The organism is Campylobacter sp. MIT 12-5580 (assembly GCF_005406235.1).
Classification (GTDB): domain Bacteria; phylum Campylobacterota; class Campylobacteria; order Campylobacterales; family Campylobacteraceae; genus Campylobacter_D.
Genome location: NZ_NXLK01000001.1, coordinates 307,560 through 330,832, shown reverse-complemented (window position 1 = coordinate 330,832; position 23,273 = coordinate 307,560). Strand labels below are relative to the sequence as shown.

The following is a 23,273-nucleotide window of genomic DNA, read 5'->3' as shown; positions in this document are numbered from 1 at the left end:
TTTTAAAGCACAACTTAAAACAAAGAAAGATTATGTATAAACACTTTTTCAAACGCGTTTTGGACTTTTTAGCAGCTTTGTTTTTGCTTATTTTACTTAGCCCTTTAATGCTTTTTGTAGCTTTAATGCTCAAACTCGTGCAAGGAGGCGTGATTTTTACGCAGGCTCGTCCGGGTTTAAATGAAAAGATATTTAAAATTTATAAGTTTAAAACTATGAGCGATGAAAGAGATGAAAAAGGTGAGCTTTTGCCAGATGAAGAGCGTTTAAAACCCTTTGGTAAGCTTGTTCGCTCGCTCAGCCTTGATGAACTTCCTCAGCTTTTTAATGTCTTAAAAGGCGATATGAGCTTTATTGGACCGCGTCCTTTACTCGTTGAGTATCTGCCTTTGTATAATGAAGCTCAAAAACACCGCCATGATATGCGTCCGGGTATTACTGGCTGGGCTCAGGTAAATGGGCGTAATAACATAAGCTGGGCGAAAAAATTTGAGCTTGATCTTTATTATATAGAGCATTGTTCGTTTTTTTTAGATCTTAAAATAGCCTTTTTAACCCTTGAAAAAGTGCTTAAAAGAAGTGGAGTAAATAAAGATGGCAACGCAACCACAAGCAAATTTAATGGCTCAAACTGAAAAAATTTATATTTATGGGGCAAGCGGACACGGGCTTGTGTGTGCTGAAGTAGCTTTAAATATGGGCTATAAAGAAGTGATATTTTTAGATGATGATACAAAAAAAGGCATAGGCTTTAATGAAAGCTTAGAAAAACACGATATTTTTATCGCCATTGGAACTAATCACACAAGAAAAATCATCTTTGAAAAAGTAAAAAAAGCTGGCTTTAAGTGCGTGAATTTAATCCATTCAAGCGCTATTATAAGCCCAAGTGCAAAGCTTGCAAAAGAAGGCATTTTAATCATGCCTCAAGTTGTTGTAAATGCTAGGGCTGTGATTGAACAAGGTGTGATTTTAAACTCAAGCTCTGTAATCGAGCATGAATGTTTTGTAGATGAGTTTAGTCATATCAGCGTAGGTGCAAAACTTGCTGGAAATGCTAAAGTTGGCAAGCAAAGCCTAGTTGGCATAAATGCTTGCATTTTACCAAATATAAGCTTGGCTCAAAAAAGTACATTAGCAGCTGGGGCAGTTTTAACTCAAAATACAAATCAAAGTGGCGTTTATATAGGCGTGCCAGCAAAATTTATAAAGGAGCAAAAATGAGGTATTTTTTATCCCCACCTCACATGGGTGGCAAGGAGCTTGAGTTTATAGAAGAAGTTTTTAAAAGCAATTATATAGCCCCTTTGGGTGAGTTTGTAAATCGCTTTGAAGAAAGTGTAAAGCACTACACCAAAGCCGCAAATGCTCTAGCTTTAAACTCAGCCACAGCAGCACTGCACCTTGCTTTAAGGGTAGCTGGAGTAAAAGAAGGTGATGTCGTGCTTGCTTCAAGCTTTACTTTTATCGCTTCTGTTGCGCCCATTTGCTATCTTAAGGCTAAGCCTGTGTTTATTGATTGTGATGAGACTTTTAATATCGATGTAAATTTGCTTAGAAAGGCTATACAAGAAAGCCCTACACCACCAAAAGCCTTGATTTTAACTTATCTTTATGGCAATGCAGCCAAGCTTGATGAAATTCTAGCACTTTGCAAAGAACATAATATCATTTTAATCGAAGATGCGGCTGAGGCTCTAGGAAGCTTTTATCAAAACAAGGCTTTAGGCACTTTTGGAGAATTTGGAGCATACTCATTCAATGGTAATAAAATCATCACCACAAGCGGAGGTGGAATGCTTGTAAGCAAAGATAAAGAAAAGCTTGAAAAAGCAAGATTTTATAGCACTCAAGCAAGGGAAAATAAAATTTATTACGAACACAAAGACTATGGCTATAATTACCGCTTAAGCAATGTTTTAGGAGCCATTGGCGTGGGACAAATGGAAGTTTTAGAAGAAAGGGTGCTGAAAAAAAGACAAATTTATGAGTGGTATAAAGAGTTTTTAGGCGAAACTTTTTGCTTTTTAGATGAGCTTAAAAATTCAAGATCAAATCGCTGGCTAAGCACTGCTTTGCTTGATTTTGATACAAATGAACTTTTTGAGTATGAAAAAGAGGGAAAAGCTGGCTTTAAAGAAGCAAACTTGCACCCAAAAATTCAAAAGCTTATTAAAGACTTGCAAAATGAGGGCATAGAATCGCGTCCTTTGTGGAAAAGTATGCATACCCAAGAGCTTTTTGAAGGCGAAAAATGCTATATTAACGGCAATAGCGAGCTATTTTTTAAAAAAGGCATTTGTTTTCCAAGTGGCACAACTTTGAGTAAAGACGAGGTAAAACTTATCAGCGAACTTGTGCTAAAAAGCGTCAAAGGCTAATTTATGAGGGATAGTTTTTATAAAAGCAAAAGATTGATCTTTTTTTTGTGCTGTGATTTGATATTATTTGCACTTTCGATTTTTTTGGCTTTTGAGTTACGATTTAGTGGGGATATCCCAAATATCTTTTATGCTGGTATGTTTAAAGCTGGCGTGATTTTGCTTGTGCTTAAAATTGGCTTATTTTTTATCTTTAGAATTTATAAGGTAGCATGGCGGTTTTTTTCTTTGAATGAAGCGCGCAAGATTTTTGTGGCTTTGGTGCTGGCTGAGCTTATATTTTTAGTGATATTTTATTTTTTTGATGATTTTTTCAACCCTTTTCCAAGAAGCGTTATAGGTATAGATTTTGCCCTTTCTTATATCTTCATCGGCACGCTTCGTATTTCAAAACGTATGCTTGTGGATTTTAGAAAAACGCGTTTTGAGAAAGAAACACCTTGTGTGGTTGTAGGAGCAACTTCAAAGGCTTTACATTTACTCAAAGGTGCCAAAGAAGGCTCTTTAGGACTTTATCCAGTAGCCGTAGTTGATGCAAGAAAAGAACTCATCGGCACATATTGTGATAAATTTATCGTTAAAGATAAAAGCAAGCTTGAAGAGTTAAGCAAAGAGGGCGTAAAAACAGCGATCATTGCTCTAAAGCTTGAGCAAGATGAACTTAAAAAGCTCTTTGATGAGCTTGTGGGATATAGGATAAATGATATCAAACTTTTTTCTTTCACAAGCAATCAAACAAAAGATATTAGCATAGAGGATTTGCTTGCTAGAAAGCCAAAAGACTTAGACAATAACGCTGTGGCAAGCTTTTTAAAGGATAAGATAGTCCTTGTAAGTGGAGCTGGAGGGAGCATAGGAAGCGAGCTGTGTAAGCAATGTGTCAAGTTTGGGGCTAAAAAGCTCATTATGCTTGATCACAGCGAATATAACTTATATCAGATCAATGAAGATTTAAGCAAACATAAAGAAAAAATCGTGCCTGTAATGATGAGCTTGTTAGATGAAAGCAAGCTTGATACTCTTTTAAGCACGCACAAACCTGATTTGATCTTGCACGCAGCTGCTTATAAACATGTCCCGCTTTGCGAGCAAAATCCGCACGCTGCAGTGATTAACAACATACTTGCAACAAAGATACTCTGTGATTTGGCTAAGAAAAACAAGGTTAAGCGTTTTGTTATGATAAGCACAGATAAAGCCGTGCGTCCAACAAGTATTATGGGTTGCACAAAACGCGTATGTGAGCTTTATACTTTAAATTCTTCAAGCAAGGATTTTGAGGTTGCTTGCGTGCGTTTTGGCAATGTGCTTGGCTCAAGTGGAAGTGTGATTCCTAAATTTAAAGCTCAAATTGCTGCAAATGAGGCTTTAACCATCACGCATAAAGATATAGTGCGTTATTTTATGCTTGTTAGCGAAGCAGTTCAGCTTGTATTGCAAGCAGCCGCTATTGCTAAAGGTGGCGAGCTTTTTGTGCTCGATATGGGCGAGCCGGTAAAAATCATTGATCTGGCTAAAAAAATGCTTACACTCTCAAACAAACCTGAACTTGGGATCAAAATCACCGGCTTAAGAAAGGGCGAAAAGCTTTTTGAGGAGCTTTTGATCGATGAAAACGATGTTAAAACGCAGTATGAGAGCATATTTGTAACCAAGAGTGAGCCTTATGAGCTTACAAAGTTAAATGAACAAATTCAAACGCTTTGCCTAAGCAAAGATGAGGATATAAGCGCACTTTTAGCCAAAATCGTGCCAGAGTTTAAGCACAACACAAAAGAAGGATAAAATGTATATTAAAGACATACAAAAATTTGAAGAAAATCGCTACAAAGCAAGAGCGTATATGAGTTATATACTCACAAGAAATTTACCAAACAAACTCCCTAAGATAGAGCTTTCAAGTGTATTTAATGCCCTTGATAAGCTCGCTCATGAAGTGAAAAACTTTGACGCTTTATATGTGCTTGATCCTTCAGGCAAACAGCTTGAAGACACCATCAGTCTTAAAAAGGAATTTTGCACCGGTAAAGGCGAGGATAGAAGCAATAGAGCGTATTTTTATAGGGCTGTGAAATTAAGACGTTGTGTTTTAAGCGATCCTTATCCTTCAAGCTTGCATAATGAGCTTTGTGTAACAGCTTCTATGCCGATTTTTAACGCGCAAAATAAGCTTGAATGCGTTGTGTGTATAGATATGAAACTCGTTGAAATTCTTAAGATTATCCAAGCGAGTCAATTTGAGTTTTTCTTTATGCAGTTTTCTCGCGTGGTGTATTTTTGTTTTGCTTTTGTGCTTTTTATCATCACTTGCTTTTTGCTTCACAGAGGCATTGTTAGCCTTTTTTATCAAAGTGGGATTGAAATTCAACAAATGTTTGAAAGCACGATTGCGATTACTTTAGCCTTGGCTATCTTTGATCTAGCTAAAACCGTGATTGAAGAAGAAGTGCTTATGCGAAGCAAAAAAGAAAAAAGTGGTATTCAAAAAACTATGGTGCGTTTTTTAGGCTCTATCATCATTGCCCTAGCAATAGAGGCTTTAATGCTAGTCTTTAAGCTTGTAACTGGCGAATTATCACAGATGATTTATGCCATTTATCTTATTGTAGGCGTGAGCGTGTTGCTTATCGGCTTGAGTATTTATCTGTTCGCGGTAAAATACAAAGGGGAGTATTTGAGTGATTAAAACAAATTTTTGTTTTATTAATTTAAAAATAAAGAAAAAAATGTTATACTTTGTCTTCGCTTTTTAACTTGAAATAAGCTTAAAAAGGGTAAAATACACAAAAGTTTTTGTATAATCGTTTAAAATTTGAAAGGACAAGTCGTGAAATTGTTAGTTGTTGATGATAGCTCTACGATGAGAAGGATCATTAAAAACACGCTAGAAAAACTAGGACACAGCGAAGTTTTAGAAGCTGAGCATGGCGTTGAAGCTTGGGACTTACTCAGCAAAAATGATGATGTAAAAGTTGTGATTACTGATTGGAACATGCCTGAAATGAATGGGCTTGATCTTGTCAAAAAAATTCGTGCTGAAAAAAAATACGAAGATATGCCTATCATCATGGTTACTACAGAAGGCGGAAAAGCTGAAGTTATCACAGCTTTAAAAGCTGGGGTAAATAATTATATCGTTAAGCCTTTCACTCCGCAAATTCTTAAAGAAAAACTAGAAGATGTTTTAGGCACAGGCTCAAGCACCCCAGCCGAATAAGAAAAGACAGCTTTTTGAATGCAAAATCATTATAATGAATTTTTCTTTAAGGTTGATGAAGTCTATAAAAATATATTCACCGACTTTATCTTCGAACTTGGAATAGACGCCCTTGAAGAAAAAGATGGTGGCTTTTATATACGATCAGATGAAGATTTAAGCGATATCATAGATGCTATTTTTCTTCTTAAAAGCAAACTAGAACAACAAAAAAACACAACGATCAATCTTGAAAGCAAATTTGAACAAAAAGAAAACAAAAACTGGATAGAAGAATACAAAAAAAGCGTCGCTGCAATACAAATTGATAATTTTTATATACACAGCTCTTGGCAGGAAAGCAAAAAAGGATTGATAAATATACAAATCGATCCAGCTCTTGCCTTTGGCTCTGGACACCACGAAAGCACACATTCTTGCATACAACTCTTGCAACAATACGCCAAAAAAGATATGAAAGTCCTTGATGTAGGCTGTGGAAGTGGAATTTTAAGCATTATTTTAGCTAAACTCGGATGTAAGGTTGAGGCTTGTGATACTGATGAAATCGCCGTTGAAAGTAGCTTAAATAATGCCAAACTCAATCAAGTAGGTTTTCAACGCATTTGGCAAGGTTCTCTTAGCGATACAAAAGAAAAATATGACTTAATCGTTGCAAATTTAGTCGCTGATATCATCTTGAGCCTTGCAAAAAACCTGCAAGAAAGCCTTAAAATAAATGCTTATTTAATTCTTTCTGGGATTTTAGATAAACACGAAGAAAGAATTAAGCAAGCATTTGTAAATTTAAAGCCTATTACAAGCCTTAAAAATAACGAATGGCTCAGTTTGGTATATCAAAAGGAAAGATAAATGAACGAAAATAATCCAAATCAAAAAAATAACAACAATAGCAACAATTTTTTTAACAAAAATCCAATTTTTCTCTTTGCGATTTTTGCCCTTGTTGCTATATTTTTATTTAGAAGCTTTGTAGATAGTGGCTCTATAATGGGTGGCGAAGGTGGCAGTTTGGCCGGAGCAAGTAGCACGCAAAATGTGCCTTATTCTGAGCTTAAAAGACTTGTAGAAAACAACCAAATCGCTCAAGTAAGCATAGGACAAACAAGTGTTAAAGCCCTTTCCAAACAAAATGTGCTTTATGTAGCCAAAAAGGTAGGCAACGATCCAAGCTTCATCGCCTTGCTTGATAGCAAAAATATCTCTTATGGAGCATATTCTGAAAGCAATTGGTTTACTGATTTGCTCTTTTCTTGGGTTTTGCCGATCTTCATTTTCTTTGGAATTTGGATGTTCTTAGCCTCAAGAATGCAAAAAAATATGGGAAGCTCAATACTTGGCATAGGAAGCTCTAAAAAACTTGTCAATTCAGAAAAACCAAAGGTTAAATTTAACGATGTAGCCGGTGTTGAAGAAGCTAAAGAAGAGGTAAAAGAAATCGTTGATTTTTTAAAATATCCTGAAAGATATATCAACTTAGGCGCTAAAATTCCTAAAGGACTTTTACTCGTTGGACCTCCTGGAACTGGTAAAACCTTACTTGCAAAAGCAGTTGCTGGAGAAGCTGATGTGCCATTTTTCAGTGTAAGCGGATCAAGCTTTATAGAAATGTTTGTGGGTGTGGGCGCATCTCGTGTGAGGGATTTGTTTGAAAATGCCAAAAAAGAAGCTCCGGCTATCGTTTTTATCGATGAAATCGATGCTATCGGTAAAAGCCGTGCAGCTGGTGCTGCTATGGGTGGTAATGATGAAAGAGAGCAAACCTTAAATCAACTTTTAGCCGAAATGGACGGCTTTGGCACAGAAAGCTCACCTGTGATCGTTTTAGCCGCAACCAATCGTCCTGAAGTGCTAGACGCAGCTTTGCTTAGACCGGGACGCTTTGACAGACAAGTGCTTGTTGATAAGCCTGATTTTAAGGGACGTTGTGATATTTTACGCGTGCATATGAAAGATGTTAAAATTTCACCTGAGGTTAAGGTTGAAGATGTTGCGCGCCTTACAGCTGGGCTTGCTGGGGCTGATCTAGCAAATATCATCAATGAAGCTGCGCTTTTAGCTGGACGAGATAGTAAAAAATATGTCGAGCAAAAAGACTTAATCGAAGCTGTAGAAAGAGCCATAGCTGGACTTGAGAAAAAATCTCGCCGTATTAATGAAAAAGAGAAAAAAATCGTGACTTATCATGAATGCGGACATGCGCTAATTGCTGAGACAACTAAGGGTGCAAAAAAAGTCAGCAAGGTTTCAGTTATCCCAAGAGGCTTAGCTGCACTTGGCTATACTCTAAATACTCCAGAAGAAAATAAATTTTTAATGCAAAAACACGAGCTTTTAGCTGAAGTTGATGTGCTTTTAGGCGGAAGAGCAGCTGAACAAGTCTTTATCGGTGAAATTTCAACTGGAGCAAGTAATGATTTAGAGCGCGCTACTGATATCATAAAAGCTATGATTTCTATGTATGGAATGAGTGAAATCGCTGGACTTATGGTGCTTGAAAAGCAAAGAAATGTTTTTTTAAATGGCGGACAAACTATAAAAGATTATTCAGATAAAATGGCTGAGAGTTTAGATGATTATGTCAAAAAGACGCTTGATGAAAGATATAAAGGTGTCTTAGAAACACTTAGCGCATATAAAGGAGCCATAGAAACCATGGTAAGTGCTCTTTATGAAGAAGAGACTATAGAAGGTGCTAAGGTTAGAGAGATCATTAAAAATTATGAACTCGAAAATGATATGCCAACCCGCTTACAAGAGCAAGAAAGCAAAGATATAAAATAATGAAAATAAGCCTTGTAAAATCAGCCTTTGTTTTACTTATCACTGCTGTTGTTGTATTTGTGGTGGTATGGATTTTTTGGCGTTTTTCTTGGCTATTATTTTTTATCTTACTTGCACTTTTTTTTATCCACAGAAAGCCTTCAAGAGAGCTTGTTTGTATGGACAAAAAAGCCGTCTTAGCTCCGATTGATGGTAAAATCATCGCGATAAAAAATATCACACATAAGGATTTGGGCGAGTGCATAGAACTTGATATTAAAAACCTGCTTTATGAAGCTGGTGTGATTTATACAAGCGCAGCTTTGCAGGTGCAAGAGATTAAAACGAGGCATGGGCTTTTCCTGCCTTCAAGTTTTGAGCTAAGCAAAAGCCTTAATGAACGTATTTTTATACTCGCCAAGCAAGAAAAACATTTGCTAGCCATGCGAATTTGTGCTGGTTCTTTAGATAGAAGCATTAAAATTGACAATCTTAAAGAAAGCTATCAAGCCGGCGAGGAGCTAGGCTTTACGCTCAATGGCACAATAAGCTTACTTTTGCCAAAAGATACTCGTTTGCTCGTGGGTGTGGGCGATGAGCTTAAAGCTTGCACTTTGCTTGGCTATCTTTCTTAAAGGTTTAAATATGCAAGAACACAAACCTCAGCTTAGCTATATCCTGCCAAACCTTTTCACAGCCGCATCGTGCTTTTGTGGAGTGATTTCTATCATCTCTTCGATCAATTCAAACTTTAAATTTGCAGTGTTTTATATCTTTTTAGCCCTCGTTTTTGATGGACTTGATGGACGCGTCGCAAGACTTACAAATACCACTTCTAAATTTGGTGTTGAGTTTGACTCTTTGGCTGATCTTGTCGCTTTTGGCGTAGCTCCGGCTGTGCTGTTTTATGTAAGTTTTGGATATGAATACGGCAAAATAGGTTCTTTAATCACAGGCTTTTTTATTGTCTTTGGAGCTATTAGACTTGCTCGCTTTAATGTCACCACAGGCACTTATGAACCTTCAGTTTTTATAGGACTTCCCATACCAACAGCTGCTATTGTAAGTGCGATTTATACCTATGCTTTTTTAAGCTATGAGTGGCTAAAGCCTTATGAGATCGTATTTTTATGCTTGCAACTCATGCTTGCGTTTTTAATGGTAAGCAATATCCGCTACCCAAGTTTTAAAAAGATGGATTTAAGTAAAGCAAATATGCTTAAAGTCTTAGTTTTACTCATCTTAGTTTTTTCAATGCTCTATCTTTTCACGCTTGAAAGCATACTTCTTATCGTAAGTATATATGTGTTTTATGGGATTTTACGAGCAGCTTGGAATTTGCTTACTAAATTTAAAAGACTAAAAAAAGACTAAGTCTTAAAAAGTATGAATGAAGTCTTCTGTTTTTAACATATATATCCATTTTTAAAATTTAAAAACCTTATATAAATGCTTTTTCATTTCCCAAAATACCCCAATATATTCATATAAGAGATAAAAACATAAAAAAATATACAAACCAAGACAAATAGCTTTTTTCTAAAAAATATGGCTTATTATGATAGATAAAGCTAAAATGGATTAAAATCCCCTATTATGATAAAAGCTTTCAAGCTCTTTAAGCTCATCTTCATCAAAGCCAGCTTTTAGTCTTGCTTCAGTGTTTAGCACCTTGCCAGCTAGGCTAAATTCTTTGAATTTTTCACAAATTTGTATAAAGCTTTCTTTTTCATCTTTGCTTGCCTTCCACCATATATCGCCCATGCTTACATGAGTGATCTCATCTTCTAAGATGGTATTTAAAATTTCTTCTAAAAATGTTTTTAGAGCATGCTTGGTACTTTGGAGTTTTTTAACCACAAAAGGATTAGCATCAAGCCCTCTTGCTTCTAATCCTCTATGCACTACGCTCATTCTATATTTAAGTGAGTTTGCAGTGGCTTTTAGGGCAGCTTCTAAGTTATCATGCACTGCAAAGTCCCCATACTCAAAGCCAAGCTCGCTTAAAGCCCTTTGCAAAAGCTTAAAATGCTTGATCTCATCATCTGCTATCTTAAGAAAATCCCTATAAAAACTAAGGTCTAAGCCATGAAAGCGGTAGCTTGAATCAAGGGCTAAATTTATAGCACTATACTCAATATGTGCTATAGAATGAAGCATTTTTGCTAGGGCTTCATTTGAGTTTATCTTGCTTACGCGGCGAATTTTCATGGGCTTTTTTACGCTTAAATTTGGGTGGATATTATCTTTTAACACAGCCTTGTATTCATGATCAAAGATAAAAAGCTCTCTTTTAAAATCATCATAAAAATCAAAAAAAGTTTCAAATTTAAGCCTTAAATCTTGCTCATATAAAATATTTTCTAAATTCCTAAAAAATTCCTTATTCATTTGCCTGCCTTTGTGCTATTATAACAAAAAAAATTAAGGCTTGAATATGAAAAAACTCAGTAAAGAAGAAGAATACATACTCATACACAAAGGCACAGAAGCTCCTTTTACTGGGGCTTATAATGATTTTTTTGAAAAAGGCGTGTATATATGCAAGGCTTGCGGGGCTAAGCTTTATAAAAGCGAGGATAAATTCCCAGCTCATTGTGGCTGGGCAGCCTTTGATGATGAGTATGAAGGGGCTATTTTAAAACAGCAAGATAAAGATGGTATAAGAACTGAGATTATGTGTAAAAATTGCGGAGGGCATTTAGGGCATGTCTTTTATGGGGAGGGCTTTACGCCTAAAAATACGAGGCATTGTGTAAATTCACTTTCCTTAGACTTCATCAAGGATTAAGCTCGTGTTTGCTAGCGTAGAATCTCAAATTTATAGTATGTTTTTAATCTCTATCACTATACTTGCGGTTTTAAATCCCTTTGGTAATCTTACTCAATTTCTTACTATGACAGGTGAGCTTGCTACACCCATACGCCAAAAACTCTTTCGCAATATACTTTATACAGCCTTTATCATAGTTATGGTGTTTTTATTAACCGGTTCTTTTATTATGCGTTATGTTTTTAGTGTGAGCCTTGATGATTTGCGTATCGCTGGAGGCTTGATACTCATCATCATGGCGATAAAAAACTTACTCTTTGTGGCAAAAAAGCAAGAACTTTTGCATTATCAAGGCTTAGATGAAAAGGACTTGCTAGCAGCTAGCGTTGTGCCTATGGCTTTTCCTATGTTAGTAGGACCTGGAACTCTTTCAACAGCCATAGTTGCTTCAGAGGATAGTGGCTTGCTTATCGCTTGTGGGGCTGTGGTGTTTGCTTTTGCTTTTATGTTTTTACTTTTTCATTTTGCAGCCACCATTGAAAGGATTATCGGTAAACTTATCTTGCATGTTTTTTCACGCATAGCTCAGGTTTTTATCATGGCTATAGGCATTAAGATGATGATTATAGGCATTAAAGATATATTTCATCTTTAAATGCAAAAATCCTCATGATCAAGCCGAGCTAAAAACTGCCTTACTCTTGGATGTTTTGGATTTTTAAAAAAGTCTTGAGTTGAGTTTTGCTCTAAAATTTCACCCTCGCTCATAAACACGATCTCATCAGCTACTGATTTAGCAAAATTAAGCTCATGCGTAACTATAAGCATGCTTTGATCTTTTATGTTTTTAATGACTTCTAACACCTCTCCTACTAGCTCAGCATCAAGGGCTGAAGTTGGCTCATCAAAGAGCATAAGGCTAGGATTTACAGCCAAAGCCCTTGCTATGCCTACTCTTTGAGCCTGCCCCCCACTTAGCTCAAAAGCATAAGAATGAAGCTTATCTTTTAAGCCCACAAGTTCAAGTTTTTCATAAGCTAGCTCAAAGGCTTGTTTTTTAGGCATTTTTTTAACCACTATCAAGGCTTCAGCTACATTTTCTATAGCATTTTTGTTGATGAAAAGGTTGTGATGCTGAAAAACCATAGCTGTTTTTTGACGAAAAGCGGCTATTTCTTTTTTATTGATATGCTTAAAATCAAGGCTTAAATTATCCAAACGCACACTGCCGCTTGTAGGAAGTTCAAGTAAATTAATACACCTTAAAAGTGTGGATTTTCCTGCCCCACTTGAGCCTATGATGGCGATGATTTTTCCTTTTTCAAGCTTTAAATTAATATCTTTAAGTATAAGTTTGTCTTTAAAACTTTTGTATAAATGGTTAATTTCAAGCATTAAGCATAAGCCTTTCTAAAGACTTTCATCTTTTTTTCAAGTAAGGAAAAAAGAAATTCAAAAAGCATACAAACACCCCAATACATCAAAGCAGCCATTAAATACGCTTCTAAAAATTTAGAACTTCTGCCAGCTTCAATCTCAGCAAGTCCCATTAAATCATGCACAGTTATGGTAAAAGCTAGGGCTGTATTTTTAAGCTGGATAATGAAAAAATTACACAAATTTGGCAAGGTAATCATAAAAGCTTGAGGTAAAACTATGCGTTTAAAGCTCGCAAAAGCACTCATACCTAAAGAATACGCTGCTTCAAGCTGTCCTTTATCCACACTTAAAATAGCTGAACGCATGATCTCAGCTAAATACGCACTCGCATATAAAGAAAACACTACCAAAGCATAATAAATCGCATCAATTTGTCCAAAAAAATCAGAGCCAAAAGAAGCTGGCAAACCAAAATAAAACACAAAAAGCTGCACTAAAAGTGGCGTGCCTCTAAAAAAAGAAATATACACTATGGCAATCTCATTTAAAAGGCGGATTTTATAAAGGCGAATTAAAGCTAATATAAGCCCAAAAAATAAGTCCAGCACAAAAGAAAGAGCAGCAATGAATATGGTATAATAAATACCCGGATATATCCTTGCTGCACTGGCTAAAAAATAATCAAAATCAAACATTTTAAGCTGATTTTCCTAATTTACCTGCTTAAATCAAGCCCAAAATACTTTTGTGAAAGCTCGCCTATCTTACCATCTTGCAAGGCTTTTTCAAGGGCTATATCAAGCTCTTGTTTTAAAGCAAGTGAGTTTTTCCTAAAGACTAAGAACACTGGCACTTTTTCAAAATAAAACTCAGTCACTTTAATATCCACACCTTGAGCCTTAGCATAATCTAAACTAGCAATTGGATCGTTAATGATAGCATCAAGCCTTGAGTTCGCAAGATCAGCAATGAGTGTAGGCGAGGTTTTATAATGCACTATTTTTAAATCAAGCTCAGGATGATCTTTAGCATATTTTTCAAGATTAAAAGCGTGGTTACTGCCTATGCTTACCCCAATTTTCTTGCCCTTTAGCTCATCTATGTGCTTTGCAGTGCCATTTTTAGAAAGGATTAAAGCACTCACGCCGTAAAAATAAGGCTTGGCTGAAAAGAGGTATTTTTCTTCTCTTTCTTTTGTTTTTGAAATTTGATTAGCAATCACATCAAACTTAGCCCCATCAAGCCCTGAAAAAATAGCATTCCAAGGCACAGAAACAAAAGTTAGCTGAGTATCTTTTAAATATGAGGCTAGGATTTTTACCACCTCATTATCAAAGCCTGTAGCCTCATTGTTTTCATCAAGATAAGCAAAAGGTGCATAAGCGTTTTCACTGCCAACCTTAAGTTCTTTTGCAAAGAGCAAATTTGAAACGATAAATACAAAAATAAGAATTTTTTTCATGGTTTTTTCCTTTTAATTTGAAGTGTAATCTGCGTTAAAATACTTTAAAGACAAAGCTTTAAGCTCGCCTTTTTGCCTTGCTAATTCAAGGGCTTTTGAAATTTTGTTTTTAAGCTCAATATTTTCTTTAGCAAAAACAAAAAATACCGAAGTTTTTTGCAAGCTTAAATCAGTGATTTTAATTTCCACCCCTTGAGCCTTAGCATAATCAAGAGCGACTATAGGATTGTCAAGCAAGGCATCAATTTGCTTATTTTTAAGGGCTAAAAACAAGGCTCCATAATTTTTAAAATGCACTATTTTGGCCTTTAAATTTGGATGAGCTTTGATAAATTCTTCTATCTTTAAAGCTTGATTAGAGCCAACTACAGCTCCTATTTTTTTATCTTTTAAATCCTCAAAGCTTGTTATATTTGATTTTGGTGCTGTGATGAAGTTTAAGAAGACATTAAAATAAGGCGTATCAGAAAAAATGTATTTTTCTTCTCTTTCTTTGGTTTTAGCAATTTGATGAGCAAGCATATCAAACTTAGCCCCATCAAGCCCTACAAAAAGGGTATTAAAAGACTGAGGTGCAAACTCAAAGCTCAAATTCTCATCAATAGTGCTTAAAAGCTTTAAAAGCTCTATATCAAAGCCTACAGCTTCATTATTTTCACCCACATAACAAAAAGGCTTATAGCTATTTCCTGTGCCAACTTTTATCACTAAAGCATGGGCAAAATGTGTATAAAAAACTAGGCTTAAAAGTATAAAAAGTAGTTTTTTCATGGTTTTTCCTTTTGATTTAAGAAAACTAAAATTCAAGTAGCCAAAATGCTACAACAAAAAATGAAATTCAAAAAAAAGCATAAAAAAGATAAATAACAGTGCTCAAAGGCACATACAAGGAGAAAAAAAGCGATAAAAAAGCTGGAAAAAAGTATAAAAACTTGTCATTTGTTCTCCTTTTTTTAGTGAAATGATAGTTAGGATTGTATTCTTTTTTTCCTTAAAGAAAACTAAAGTAAGAAAAAATAAAATACAAGTTTAAAATTTTATAAGCCTTTTTTGAGCTTTCGTATCAAAAAACGGGCTGGGTGAATGTGTGCAATTTGGCTTTTGTTTAAAAAAAGTGGTTCATCACAGATTAAAGCACTTATGTATCTTGCAGCGATGATAGCACTTGCAAAGCCCCTTGAGCCGTGTGCTATGCTAAGATAAAGATTGTCTATATACTTTGGCTTAGGCTGGCCTTTAGTCTTGCTCCACAATAAGCTTTTATATGCTTTTTTATAATAGACCTCATCATACATAGCTCCAAAAATAGCAAAACGATCTGAAGAATACGAGCGAAAAGCCACTCTTGAGCCTATAAATTCAGGTTTTAAATTTTGAGGTAAAAATTCCTTGATATTGCTAAGATTTAAAGCATCGTCACTTTGCAAAGGCTCTTTGCTTGTATTTTGTCTATCATAGCTTGCTCCTATGAGTTGTAAATTCTCTTTAGGCACGCACACATAGCCTTTTGAGCTAAGAGCGTGTTTGGTGCGTAAAAAGGGCTTATATAAGCTTACTTGTCCTCTTACCTTGCTTAAATTCATCGCTTCATACTGGATAAAATCCTTACTCTCACTACCTAAGGCATAAATCAAAATGCCATATCCTTTAAGAGGACTTTGTTCCTTAAAATGAAGCTTAAAGCCCTCATTTTCATAAGTAAAATGCGTAAATTCATGTCCTAAAAAAAGCTCTGCCTTGCTTTTTATGAAAAGCTTATTTACTATATCTTTTGGGCTTAGATCAAGTCCTTGGTCTAAAAAAGCTTGATTAGCCTTTATATCAAATAAGGGATTTTCTTTTTGCAAGTTAAACCTTTCTTGCATAAGCTCATTATATGCAAACTCATAAACCCCATTTGGCTCAAGTTTTAAAATTTGCTGATAAAACCTACTCGCTTCATAAAAACAAAGCTCGCTAAACTCGCCCAAAGCTACTTTTGGCTTTAAGATTAAAGAGCTTAAAACACCGCTTTCATTGCCACTTGCCTCGCTTGCTATGCTTTCATTTTTCTCAAAAACACTGATTTTAAAGCCTCTTAAAGAAAGCTCATAAGCAAGGCTAGCACCTGCTATACCTGCACCGATGATAGCGATTTTATTATTTTTAGCCTTTTGGCTTATGCTTTGAAAATACGCTTCTTTATCCTCAAAATCAAAGCCCATAAAATAGGCTTTTATCATCTCTCTTTTGCAATAACCTTTGCATTTTTGGACTTTAAAATTGTATTTTTTAAGGCTATTTTGCAAAAAAGATGAGGCTGAAAAGGTGCAAAGTTGAGCATTGAGCTTTGAAAGTCTTGCTATTTCTTTGATGATATTTTCATCAAATGCGCTTTGATTTTTTGCTGGTGAAAAGCCATCTAAATACCACACATCAGCCTTAAAATCAAGCTCTTTAAGCGAAATCGCAGCCTCATTAAACACAAGATCTAAAAAAACATCTTTAAAATAAAATCTATATGAGCCATTTTTTTGCTTTGGATACAGCTTTAAAAAAGGCTCTAAAAGCTCTTTAAACTCTTCATATAAACCAAGTTTTTGATAAATCATTCTTAATTCATCTTTTGGGATATAAAAATTTTCCAAACTCACATAAAACAGCCTTTGCTCGCCTTTTTTATCGCGTAAAAAACGTTTTAGGCTAAGAAAGAAATTTAAACCTATACCAAAACCAAGTTCAGCGATGATGAAAGTAGGATTATTTTTAAGCTCAAAAGCCTCGCTATAGACAAAACGGCGTTCTTCAAGGGCATTTTTATGGCTAAAATAAAAATCATCAAAATCCAAAGAAAAAGGGGTATTTTCCTTAAAGATAATCTTTGCTTTTTCCATGAGAGCTTAAGGATTGTTTGCAAAATAATTATCCACACCAGCAGCTATGCCCTGTGCTACAAGCTCTTGATAACTTTTGTTTGCTAGTCTTTTGCCCTCTTCTGGGTGGGTAATATAGCCTATTTCTATAAGCACAGCTGGCATATCTTGAGCGCCTACTAAAACCCAAAATGGAGCCTCTCTTACTGCTCCATCAACGACTTTGTATTTACTTCGTATTTTGCTTAAGAGATTTTTTTGTATGTCTATGGCTAGGCGATTTGAGGCGATAATCTTTTCTCTGCTTAAAGAATGTAAGAAATTTTGTCTTGAGAAAAAATTTGCTTCTTCAAGATCGGATTTGTTTTCAGCAGCCGCAACTTCTTTGCTTCTTTCACTTCTTGCTGGGCTTAAGAAAAAGGTTTCTAAGCCTTGCATGGTTTTAGCTTTATTTGCATTTGGTGCAGCGTTTGCGTGTATGGAGATAAAAAGATTTGCTTTTTTATCATTAGCTATTTTTGTGCGATCTCTAAGATTGATAAATTTATCACTTGTTCTTGTGTAAAAGACTTTATAGCCTTTATTTTTAAGTTCCTCGCCAAGCTTTAAAGCTACGCTTAAGACTATGTTTTTTTCAAGCAACTTGCCTCCACCCCCAACTGCACCGCCGTCTTTTCCGCCATGTCCTGCATCTATGACGATGACTTTGTTTTTTGCACTTGCTCTTGAGCTAGTGTTTTTTGGGCTTGTTTGAGTGCCTTGGTTTTGCTTGTTTTGGGTGGTTTTGGTATTTGAATTTATTTTATTTGAATTTGTTTTGCTAGTTTGTGTTTTAGCATTTATTTGAGAGTTGTTAAAGCCTAGAAAAAGGCTTTTTTTATCAAGCTCTTTAAAAAGTTTAAGTTCTTGCTTTGAGCTAAGCACTACACGAACGATTTTAGGCGTGTATTGAGTAAGGCTTATATCTGCATTTTTAAAATCAAAATTTTTTCTCTTACCCTCAAGCACGCCTTCAAAATTAATCACTATGCGGTAAGCGTCCTTATCTTTCATCTGAAAAATTTGAAGCTCGTCCTCGTCAAGCTCATCACTAAGTCTTAGCATAATACCATTTGTTTCTTTTGTGCTTCCTAGTACAAAAAGCTTTTCTTTGGCTTTATTTTCTTTTGTTTGACTTGTTTTTTGTGGAGTTTGTGTTTTAATTTGTTCTGAATTTGTAGTGCTTGTTTTTTTATCGACTTGCTCCGTTTTCTTTGGCTTATTTTGCTCATCTTTAAATTCAAGTTCAAGCGAATTTTTATCAAGTTTAAGATCAAAATCTGGTTTTTGATCAGCATAAATTACTAATCTTGTGGTTTGTGGATCAAACTGAGCAAGTAAAATTCGAGCTTGAGCTATTTTAAATTCTTTTCTACCTGTATCAAGAGCAGCTTTAAAGTCGATGATATAGCGGTAATTTTGCTTTTCTTTAAGCTCTGATATGCGAAGCTCTTGTTGTTTGAGTTCTTCATTGAGGCTTAAGATGATATTATTTTGTTCTTGCTTAGCTTGCAAAACAAAACGTTTTTTTTCAGCTTCATTTTGAGTTTTTGGGCTTTGTTTTATATCGCTTGAGTTTTTTTCTTGCGTGGCTTTGGTGTTTTGGACGTTTGTTTTTGCTGGTGCTTGCTTATTTTGAGCTTGCAAAGCTTTAATCTCATCTGCTTTAATGCCACTTTCAACAAGTTCTTTCACATAGCCTTTATCATCTAAATTCAAAGCATTTGAGCTGATAACTAAGCGTTTTAAAATTTCGATTTTGCTTTTTTCATCTTCGTTGATTATACTTTGAATGTATAAATTTTTAAGCTGATGATGAAAATCTTGTTTATTGCTTGAACGAGCAAAGTTTTTATCAAAATTTAAAAGCTGTGCTTCATACGCCCCAAAGAGTTGCACGCACAGCAATAAAAAGACAAAAAAGACTTTACGCATCTTCACCATGAACAAGCTTGTGCATAAGCTCTTTAACGCTAATAAGCTTTTCTAAACGATAGCCATTTGCCCCGGTAAAAAATAATCCCGTTTCTTTTTTTCCACTATACGCATCATAAAGCCTATCAGCTATGCAGTAACCTACTTTCGTCGCTTCTTTACCGCGCTGGCAAGGCGAAACGCAGTTGCTGATACAATTGATCTTTGGTCCTTGTCTTTTATCTACAAGATCAAGTAAATTTGTGCGAACACCTCTTGCAGGATAACCTACTGGAGAATGGATAAGCTCGATATCTTCTTCTTTACAAGCAAGTAAAACTTCTTTAAAATGTTCGCTTGCATCGCATTCAAAGGTGCCGATAAAGCGAGTTCCCATTTGAACGCCACTTGCACCAAGTGAGATCATTTTTTCTATATCGTTTTTATCCCATACGCCCCCAGCTGCGATGATAGGAAAGTCTCCCCAATTTTTCGCTTCCTCAGCTACTTGAGGCACGACATTTTCAAGCTGATATTCACTCATTAAGCATTGCTCATAAGTAAAGCCTTGATGTCCGCCACTTTTTGGACCTTCTACAACAACAGCGTCTGGCAAACGTTTGTATCTACCAAGCCATCTTTTGCAGATGATTTTCAGCGCTTTTGCTGAAGAAACGATAGGCACAAGGGCTACATCTTTAAAATCAGCTGTAAATTCAGGTAAATTTGTAGGTAATCCTGCCCCGCTTACGATAACATTAAAACCCACCTCACACGCATCACGAGCTATCCTTGCATAATCATTGCTCGCACAAAGTATATTGCACCCCAAAGGTGCATCACCACAGACTTTTCTTGCATTTGTGATTAAAGCTCTTAAGCCTTCTTTTGAGTAGAAGTTTTCGCTTCCATAAGGCTTTAAATTTAACTCTTTGCTGATATGACTTCTGTTTTCATAATAGCCTGTGCCAACCGAAGAAATGATACCAAGTCCGCCATTTAAAGAAACAGCAGAAGCTAGGCGATCCCAGCTTATACCAAGTCCCATTCCGCCTTGAAAAATAGGATTTTTAATCGTATGTTTGCCTATCTTAAGTGGTTTTAACTGCATTTAATTAACCTTTAATTTTGCAAATTTTCTTTTGCCGATTTGTAAAATATACTCACCAATACCAAGCTTTTTTTGCTCGTCATTTTCTTTTTCGCCATTAATGCTAACTGCATTAGCGTTTATATCGCGTCTTGCAGCACTTGTTGAGCTTGCTAGCTTGCAATGCACTAAAGCTTTTGCAAGCCAAATTTCACCTTCAATCTCAAAGCTTGGCATATCACTTGGCATTTGATTTTGACTATGCACCTTATCAAATTCAGCCTTTGCATTCATCGCTTCATCTTTGCTATGATATCTTTGACACAACTCAAGAGCAAGCTCTTCTTTTGCCTTTTTTGGGTGGATTTTGCCTTGCTTTAAATCCTCTTTTAAGCACTCAAGCTCTTTGGTGCTTTTAAAGCTTAAAAGTTCATAATACCTTAACATCAACTCATCATTAATGCTGAGTATTTTAGCATATATATCATTTGCTTTTTCGCTAATGCCTATATAATTTCCTAAACTTTTACTCATTTTATTGACACCATCAAGCCCTTCAAGCAATGGCATCATCATCACGACTTGTTCTTTACCGACATTATAAATTCGTTGTAAATGCCTACCCATAAGGAGATTAAACTTCTGATCTGTTCCGCCCATCTCTATATCGCATTTTAAGGCTACGCTATCATAGCCTTGTAAAAGTGGATATAAAAACTCGCTGATTGAAATCGGGCTTTGTTCTTTAAAACGTTTGGTAAAATCATCTCTTTCAAGCATTCTAGCCACGCTAAAAGTGGAGCTAAGCTCTATAATACCAACGCTTGAGAGTTCATTTAACCATACTGAATTAAATTTGATAATGGTTTTTTCTGCATCAAGGATTTTAAAGACTTGCTCCTCATAAGTTTTGGCATTTTTAAGCACCTCTTCCTTGCTTAGCTTTTTTCGTGTTGCGCTTTTACCGCTTGGATCGCCAATTTGCCCGGTAAAATCGCCGATTAAAAACTGAACTATGGCTCCATGCTTTTGCAAAAGTGCCATTTTGCTTAAAACCACACTATGTCCTAAATGCAAATCAGGAGCTGTTGGATCAAAGCCAGCTTTTACAAAGAAATTCTCGCCTTTTTCATAATAATTTTTAATCAAAGTAAGCAATCTCTCCTCATCGATGAGCTCAGCGACACCTCTTTTTATATCTAAAATAATTTCATTTAAATTCATTCATATCCTTTATTTGCCATTATATGCGTCATTAAGTGAAGTAAAATCCAAAATTTTATAACGATTTTTTAAACGCTCTTTGATAGTTTCGATTTTTGTATTATCTGGAAATTCTATATGTGCTTCAAAATAATCTAGACTTGAGTTTTGCGCGTTTGCTAGAGTTATGGAAAGTACATTGCCTTGCATTTTAGATAAGGTAGTTAAAAACTCAGCCAAAGCACCTTTTTTATTTTCCAGTGAAAAGATGATTTTATAGCTTTGCGTTGCGTCGTTGTTCCACTCCACAAAAACCATAGGCTTTTGCTCTTCAAGCATTTTATCAGCCTTTTCGCAAAGTTTGTGATGAAGCACAGCATTACCCGCTTCAGCAAATGCCACAACCCCATCGCCTCTTTTAGGGCGACAGCAAAAATCAAAGTCCATATTGGCGATTTTGTGATTACTTAAGACGATAATATTGCCAAATTTTTGCTCCTTAAGCTCGTATTTATCAAAAAGATAAGATTTTTTAGCGTATTTTTTAAGCATATTCACCACATCTTTAAAATACACGCTATCGACGCTGATTTGGCGAATTCTTTTATTTAACCTTTCATCATCTATCCATTTTAGGATAGTTTGATGACTTTCATTAAAAACAAAGGCAAGGATATTTACTGCACTTTCTAAGTCAATCTCTTTGATCTTTTGCTTGCAAAATTCTCTAATATTAGCCTTTGCTTTAGCAGTTTTTACGCTATCTATCCATGAACAGCGGTATAATTTATCATTTGAAGTAACTATGCGGACAATATCGCCATTTTTAAGCTCAGTTAAAAGCGGAACCTTAACGCGATTGACATAGGCTGTTTTTGCGTGAAGCCCTATTTTAGTATGTACTTCATAAGCAAAATCAAGCACAGTCGCACCCCTTGGTAGAGTAAAAATCTCTCCTTTTGGAGAATACACCGCCACATCTTCGATATAAAGGCTGTCTTTGGCGTATTCGTATAATTCAACAGCGTTATAATCCCCCTCGTTTGCATTGATACTTGAATTTTGCATAGAAAGATCACTAATCCAATCAAGCTTAGGTGTAGCCACGCTTGAACCTTCTTTGTATTTATAATGTGCGGCTACGCCAAATTCAGCGATTTTATGCATATCAAAGGTGCGAATTTGGGCTTCGATGATATTTTTAGTATCAAAAAGTGTGCTATGTATGGTTTGGTAACCATTTTGTTTTGGCAAGGCTATATAGTCTTTAAAACGAGACACAAGAGGATTAAAATGAGTATGCAAAATCCCAAGCGCGATATAGCAATCAAGCGTATTTTCAACCAAAATTCTTACCCCAAGCAAATCAAGCACCTCTTCTATAGAAATGCCTTTTCTTTGCATTTTAAGATAAACAGAATAGCTATGCTTAATGCGTTTGTGTATCTCAAAACTTCCTTGTCTAAAGCCGTTTTTATTAAACAAAAGTTCGACTTTTGAGATAAACTCATTTAAACTTAACTGCATATATTGATCGTTTGAATTGATATAGTTGTTAATCTGCTTAAACTCATCTGGCATCAAATACTCAAAGCTTAAATCCTCAAGATAGTTTTTAATACTTGAAATTCCAAGCCTATGGGCTATAGGAGCATACACTACTAAGGTTTCTTCACTAATCCTTTTGCGCTTATCCTCTCTTAAACTTCCTAAGGTAAGCATATTGTGCAATCTATCGCAAAGCTTGATCACCAAAACACCCACATCTTCTATACTTGCTAGGAGCATATTCCTAAAACTTAGGGCTGATTTGGCAAGATTTTTACTCACTTTTGAGTTGAAATTATCCTCTCTAATCTCAGTGATCTTAGTCAGCCCTTGAACAAGCCTAGTTACTTCAGTTCCAAAGTCCTTTCTTAGCTCTTCTTCGCCATGTGGCGTATCCTCGATCACATCATGAAGCAAAGCCGCGATAATCATAGCTTCATTTGAACTTAAAAAAGCAACCAAAGCAGACACCAAGATAGGATGCACAGCATAAGCTTCACCACTCTTTCGAACCTGTCCTTCATGAGCAAGCGTACAAAACGCAACCGCTCTTTTAAGATCCTCACTTGGTGCATATATCTTAAAAAGTAAATTTGTAGCTTGATCTAAGTCTTTGCAATGCTTGATATCTTCGATGAGTTTATCAAGCAT

General features: G+C 35.7%; 22 protein-coding genes. 12 read left to right on the top strand and 10 right to left on the bottom strand.

All coding sequences use genetic code 11. The annotated features are described in order from the left end of the window. Positions 1-32: 32 nt before the first annotated feature. The 10 genes from pglC (at position 33) to pssA (ending at position 9,735) form a co-directional block, all read left to right on the top strand. The gene (pglC, locus tag CQA38_RS01635) at positions 33-635 is read left to right on the top strand and encodes an undecaprenyl phosphate N,N'-diacetylbacillosamine 1-phosphate transferase (protein ID WP_137632258.1); all 603 of its coding nucleotides are present in this window, start codon (positions 33-35) and stop codon (positions 633-635) included. Then, complete coding sequence (pglD, locus tag CQA38_RS01630; protein ID WP_137632311.1) at positions 622-1,224, top strand: UDP-N-acetylbacillosamine N-acetyltransferase; 603 nt, start codon at positions 622-624, stop codon at positions 1,222-1,224. The genes pglC and pglD overlap by 14 nt, the downstream gene beginning before the upstream one ends. Beyond that, positions 1,221-2,381, top strand: coding sequence for an aminotransferase class I/II-fold pyridoxal phosphate-dependent enzyme (locus tag CQA38_RS01625; RefSeq protein WP_137632257.1), 1,161 nt, complete (start codon positions 1,221-1,223; stop codon positions 2,379-2,381). The genes pglD and CQA38_RS01625 overlap by 4 nt, the downstream gene beginning before the upstream one ends. Before the next feature lie 3 nt (positions 2,382-2,384). Next, positions 2,385-4,166: a nucleoside-diphosphate sugar epimerase/dehydratase gene (locus CQA38_RS01620; protein ID WP_137632256.1), complete on the top strand. Its 1,782-nt coding sequence runs from the start codon at positions 2,385-2,387 to the stop codon at positions 4,164-4,166. A 1-nt stretch (position 4,167) separates the two neighbouring features. Further along, a complete protein-coding gene (locus CQA38_RS01615) occupies positions 4,168-5,067 on the top strand; it encodes a PDC sensor domain-containing protein (protein ID WP_137632255.1) in 900 nt (299 codons plus the stop codon). 141 nt (positions 5,068-5,208) lie between these two features. Next, positions 5,209-5,598, top strand: coding sequence for a chemotaxis response regulator CheY (locus CQA38_RS01610; protein ID WP_137632254.1), 390 nt, complete (start codon positions 5,209-5,211; stop codon positions 5,596-5,598). Positions 5,599-5,616: 18 nt separating this feature from the next. After that, positions 5,617-6,450: a 50S ribosomal protein L11 methyltransferase gene (locus CQA38_RS01605; protein ID WP_137632253.1), complete on the top strand. Its 834-nt coding sequence runs from the start codon at positions 5,617-5,619 to the stop codon at positions 6,448-6,450. Further along, positions 6,451-8,382: an ATP-dependent zinc metalloprotease FtsH gene (gene ftsH / locus CQA38_RS01600; RefSeq protein WP_137632252.1), complete on the top strand. Its 1,932-nt coding sequence runs from the start codon at positions 6,451-6,453 to the stop codon at positions 8,380-8,382. Beyond that, a complete protein-coding gene (locus CQA38_RS01595; protein ID WP_137632251.1) occupies positions 8,382-8,996 on the top strand; it encodes a phosphatidylserine decarboxylase in 615 nt (204 codons plus the stop codon). Before ftsH ends, CQA38_RS01595 begins: the two co-directional genes overlap by 1 nt. A 10-nt stretch (positions 8,997-9,006) precedes the next feature. Then, positions 9,007-9,735, top strand: coding sequence for a CDP-diacylglycerol--serine O-phosphatidyltransferase (gene pssA / locus CQA38_RS01590; protein WP_137632250.1), 729 nt, complete (start codon positions 9,007-9,009; stop codon positions 9,733-9,735). 207 nt (positions 9,736-9,942) lie between these two features. Here pssA and CQA38_RS01585 read toward each other — a convergent pair whose 3' ends face one another. Further along, complete coding sequence (locus CQA38_RS01585; RefSeq protein WP_137632249.1) at positions 9,943-10,752, bottom strand: ferritin-like domain-containing protein; 810 nt, start codon at positions 10,750-10,752, stop codon at positions 9,943-9,945. Between the two features lie 46 nt (positions 10,753-10,798). Between CQA38_RS01585 and CQA38_RS01580 the strand changes: the two genes are divergently transcribed. Both CQA38_RS01580 and CQA38_RS01575 read left to right on the top strand, forming a co-directional pair. After that, positions 10,799-11,152: a methionine-R-sulfoxide reductase gene (locus tag CQA38_RS01580; RefSeq protein ID WP_137632248.1), complete on the top strand. Its 354-nt coding sequence runs from the start codon at positions 10,799-10,801 to the stop codon at positions 11,150-11,152. 4 nt (positions 11,153-11,156) lie between these two features. Continuing rightward, positions 11,157-11,789 (top strand): MarC family protein, encoded by a 633-nt coding sequence (locus tag CQA38_RS01575; protein WP_137632247.1) that lies wholly within the window; start codon positions 11,157-11,159, stop codon positions 11,787-11,789. On the opposite strand, the gene CQA38_RS01570 is transcribed toward CQA38_RS01575, so the two are convergent. The 9 genes from CQA38_RS01570 to CQA38_RS01530 form a co-directional block, all read right to left on the bottom strand. Next, positions 11,786-12,529: an amino acid ABC transporter ATP-binding protein gene (locus tag CQA38_RS01570; protein WP_137632246.1), complete on the bottom strand. Its 744-nt coding sequence runs from the start codon at positions 12,527-12,529 to the stop codon at positions 11,786-11,788. The genes CQA38_RS01575 and CQA38_RS01570 overlap by 4 nt on opposite strands. Beyond that, positions 12,529-13,209 carry an amino acid ABC transporter permease gene (locus CQA38_RS01565; RefSeq protein WP_137632245.1) on the bottom strand — a complete coding sequence of 227 codons (681 nt, stop codon included), beginning with the start codon at positions 13,207-13,209 and terminating at the stop codon, positions 12,529-12,531. The genes CQA38_RS01570 and CQA38_RS01565 overlap by 1 nt, the downstream gene beginning before the upstream one ends. A 20-nt stretch (positions 13,210-13,229) precedes the next feature. After that, positions 13,230-13,976, bottom strand: coding sequence for a transporter substrate-binding domain-containing protein (locus tag CQA38_RS01560; RefSeq protein ID WP_137632244.1), 747 nt, complete (start codon positions 13,974-13,976; stop codon positions 13,230-13,232). A gap of 12 nt (positions 13,977-13,988) precedes the next feature. Beyond that, on the bottom strand, positions 13,989-14,747 hold the full coding sequence (locus CQA38_RS01555) for a transporter substrate-binding domain-containing protein (RefSeq protein ID WP_137632243.1): 759 nt from the start codon (positions 14,745-14,747) through the stop codon (positions 13,989-13,991). Between the two features lie 266 nt (positions 14,748-15,013). Further along, a complete protein-coding gene (gene mnmC, locus CQA38_RS01550) occupies positions 15,014-16,849 on the bottom strand; it encodes a bifunctional tRNA (5-methylaminomethyl-2-thiouridine)(34)-methyltransferase MnmD/FAD-dependent 5-carboxymethylaminomethyl-2-thiouridine(34) oxidoreductase MnmC (protein WP_137632242.1) in 1,836 nt (611 codons plus the stop codon). A gap of 6 nt (positions 16,850-16,855) precedes the next feature. After that, on the bottom strand, positions 16,856-18,802 hold the full coding sequence (locus CQA38_RS01545) for an N-acetylmuramoyl-L-alanine amidase (protein WP_137632310.1): 1,947 nt from the start codon (positions 18,800-18,802) through the stop codon (positions 16,856-16,858). Next, positions 18,795-19,892: a nitronate monooxygenase family protein gene (locus tag CQA38_RS01540; protein ID WP_137632241.1), complete on the bottom strand. Its 1,098-nt coding sequence runs from the start codon at positions 19,890-19,892 to the stop codon at positions 18,795-18,797. Before CQA38_RS01540 ends, CQA38_RS01545 begins: the two co-directional genes overlap by 8 nt. Next, on the bottom strand, positions 19,893-21,095 hold the full coding sequence (gene tyrS / locus CQA38_RS01535; protein ID WP_137632240.1) for a tyrosine--tRNA ligase: 1,203 nt from the start codon (positions 21,093-21,095) through the stop codon (positions 19,893-19,895). A 9-nt stretch (positions 21,096-21,104) separates the two neighbouring features. Then, entirely contained in the window at positions 21,105-23,273 is a 2,169-nt protein-coding gene (locus tag CQA38_RS01530) for a RelA/SpoT family protein (RefSeq protein WP_137632309.1), read from the bottom strand.